Source organism: Streptomyces sp. W16 (assembly GCF_033194735.1).
Classification (GTDB): Bacteria; Actinomycetota; Actinomycetes; order Streptomycetales; family Streptomycetaceae; genus Streptomyces.
The window spans coordinates 1-2,426 of the sequence record NZ_JAWOAI010000885.1 but is presented as its reverse complement, the minus strand read 5'-3'; the positions used below and the strand labels follow the sequence as shown (position 1 = coordinate 2,426).

Below are 2,426 nucleotides of genomic sequence, written 5' to 3'. Positions count from 1 at the left end.
GCCGGTCCGGCCCGCGGCCAGCGTCGACAGCACCGCGAGCCCCAGTGAACCGCCCACCACCTGCGTGGTGTTGAAGAGCCCGGAGGCCAGCCCCGCGTCCTCCTCCCGCGCCCCCGACATGGCGAGCCCGGTCAGCGCGGGCATCGCGGCGGCGAACCCGGCTGCCAGCAGGAGCAGTGGCGGCAGGACGTCGGTGAGGTACGAGCCGTCGGCGGGGGCGCGGCTCAGCAGGCCCATTCCCGCGACGATCAGGACCAGCCCGGCCAGCAGCACCCGGTACGCGCCGAAGCGGCCGATGGTCCGTGCCGACAGGCCCAGCATCAGTACGCCGATCGCGACCGGCGCCGGCAGGAACGCCGTACCGGTGAGCAACTCGCTGAAGCCGAGGACGCGTTGGACGTACAGCGCGCCGATGAACTGGAAGCCGAACATGGTGCCGATCATCAGGATCTGCACGGCGTTCGCCCCGGTCAGCAGCCGGGAGCGGAACAGCCGCAGGCGCAGCAGCGGGCGGGCGGTCCTGGCCTGGCGGACGGTGAACGCCACGAAGAGGGCCAGGGCGAGGGCGGCCAGGAGGAGGGTGGCGGTGAGGCCTCGGTCACCGGTGCCGACGATGACGTACACCGTGAGCATCAGCGCGCCGGTGACCAGCGCGGCGCCCGGATAGTCGGCGCCCCGGCCGAGCCCGGCGCCCTGCTCCGGGGCCAGGACGCGGACGGCCGCGAGCCAGGCCACGATCCCGATGGGCAGGTTGATGAGGAAGATCCAGTGCCAGTTCAGGGCCTGGGTCAGCGCCCCGCCGAGGAAGGTGCCGAGGGCTCCGCCGCCGGCGCCGACCGCGCTGAACACCGCGATGGCGCGGGCCAGTTCACGCGGTTCGGGGAAGAGCGCGAACAGCATCCCGAGGACGACCGCCGAGGCCATCGCCCCGCCGACGCCCTGCACGGCCCGGGCCGCGATCAGCATGCCCTGGCTCGTCGCGAGCCCGCACAGCACGGAGGCCGCGGTGAACACGGCGAGCCCCGCCGTGAACATCCGCTTGCGGCCCACCAGGTCGCCCAGCCGGCCGATGAGGAGGAGCAGTCCGCCGAACGGGATCAGATAGGCGTTCACGACCCAGGCGAGCCCCGGCCCCGAGAAGCCGAGGTCGCGCTGGATCGCCGGCATGGCGACCGTGACGATGTTGCCGTCCAGGATCGTCATCAGCGTCCCCGCGCACAGGACGACGAGGGACGCCCAGCGGGAGTACGTTCGTTGCAGCCCTCGCGGCGGTGCCTCGGTCAGGGTCGACATGGCTCGTGGCCTCCATCGTTCTCCGTTGCACCCATAGGTGCACGACTTGTAACGGGGAACATCGTGAGGAACCATGGAGGTCGGCAAAAGGAGGCACTTCGATGTCCCAGGGGAACACCGGTGTTACCGCCCAGCTCGTGAACGCGCACGCCTGCCCGGTGCGCGAAGTTCTTGACAGGGTCGCCGGCAAATGGAGCGTGCAGATCCTGGTCGCGGCGGCCCACGGACCCATCCGCTTCACCGAGTTGGAGCGCAGCATCGAGGGCATCAGCCGCCGCATGCTGACCCTGACGCTGCGCAACCTGGAGCGCGACGGACTCGTCACCCGCACCGTCTTCCCGACCGTGCCACCCAAGGTCGAGTACCAACTCACTCCGGTGGCCCAGGAGTTGCACGAGACACTGCAACGACTGACGGACTGGGCCGAGCGCAACCGCGTCCACATCGCGGAGTCGCGCGCGGCCTACGACACCGAGCACGGTCCGGAGTGAGGGTGACGGCGCCGAGGCTCAGAGCCCGAACAGGCCCGGATCGGTCGTCAACTGCTTGAAGTACTCCCGCGGTCGGGCGGCCAGCCGGCGCTCCTTGAGGTCCAGCAGCCCGCCGACCGACGCGACCTCCGCGGAGACCGTCCCGTCGGTCTTCGTGATCGCCTGTGTGACCCGGAACGTCTTGCCCTCACCCCACTCGAAGACACAGCTCACCTCGACGTCCTCGCCCGCGCGCAGCTCCCGCAGATAGCGGATGGTCGTCTCCAGGACGACCGGCGCGATCCCCTCGGCGAGCAACTCGGCCTGACCCACCCCCGCGGCCAGCAACAGCGCCCAGCGGGCATGCTCCGCGTACTGCAGATACACGCTCTGATTGAGGTGCCCCAGGCTGTCGGTCTCGTATCCGCGGACGGTCACCGGGACGGAAAACGGCTCGCTCACTGCGTTCCCTTCTCGCACTGACGGACGATCTGCCCCACCGATCTTGGCACGCCCCTCAGCTTCTTCGCGGTGAGGCCAGCAGATAACTCGCCCCCGTACGCGGCTCGTTGTGCTCGCTCACCTGCCAGCCCGCCCGCTCCAGCGTCCCCGCACAGGCGCGCAGCGCCGCCCCGTCCGGGTCGCGCACGGCGACGGCCTCGG

General features: G+C 70.7%; 3 protein-coding genes. 1 reads left to right on the top strand and 2 read right to left on the bottom strand.

Annotated features, from left to right (window positions below; translation table 11 throughout):
* Positions 1 to 1,293: MFS transporter (locus tag R6V09_RS50925; RefSeq protein WP_317888217.1), on the bottom strand; the 1,293-nt coding region annotated here is incomplete at its 3' end.
* Between the two features lie 101 nt (positions 1,294 to 1,394).
* Here R6V09_RS50925 and R6V09_RS50920 point away from each other — a divergent pair.
* Positions 1,395 to 1,784: a winged helix-turn-helix transcriptional regulator gene (locus tag R6V09_RS50920; RefSeq protein ID WP_317888216.1), complete on the top strand. Its 390-nt coding sequence runs from the start codon at positions 1,395 to 1,397 to the stop codon at positions 1,782 to 1,784.
* Positions 1,785 to 1,802: 18 nt separating this feature from the next.
* Here R6V09_RS50920 and R6V09_RS50915 read toward each other — a convergent pair whose 3' ends face one another.
* Positions 1,803 to 2,225: an acyl-CoA thioesterase gene (locus tag R6V09_RS50915; RefSeq protein WP_317888215.1), complete on the bottom strand. Its 423-nt coding sequence runs from the start codon at positions 2,223 to 2,225 to the stop codon at positions 1,803 to 1,805.
* Positions 2,226 to 2,426: the final 201 nt, after the last annotated feature.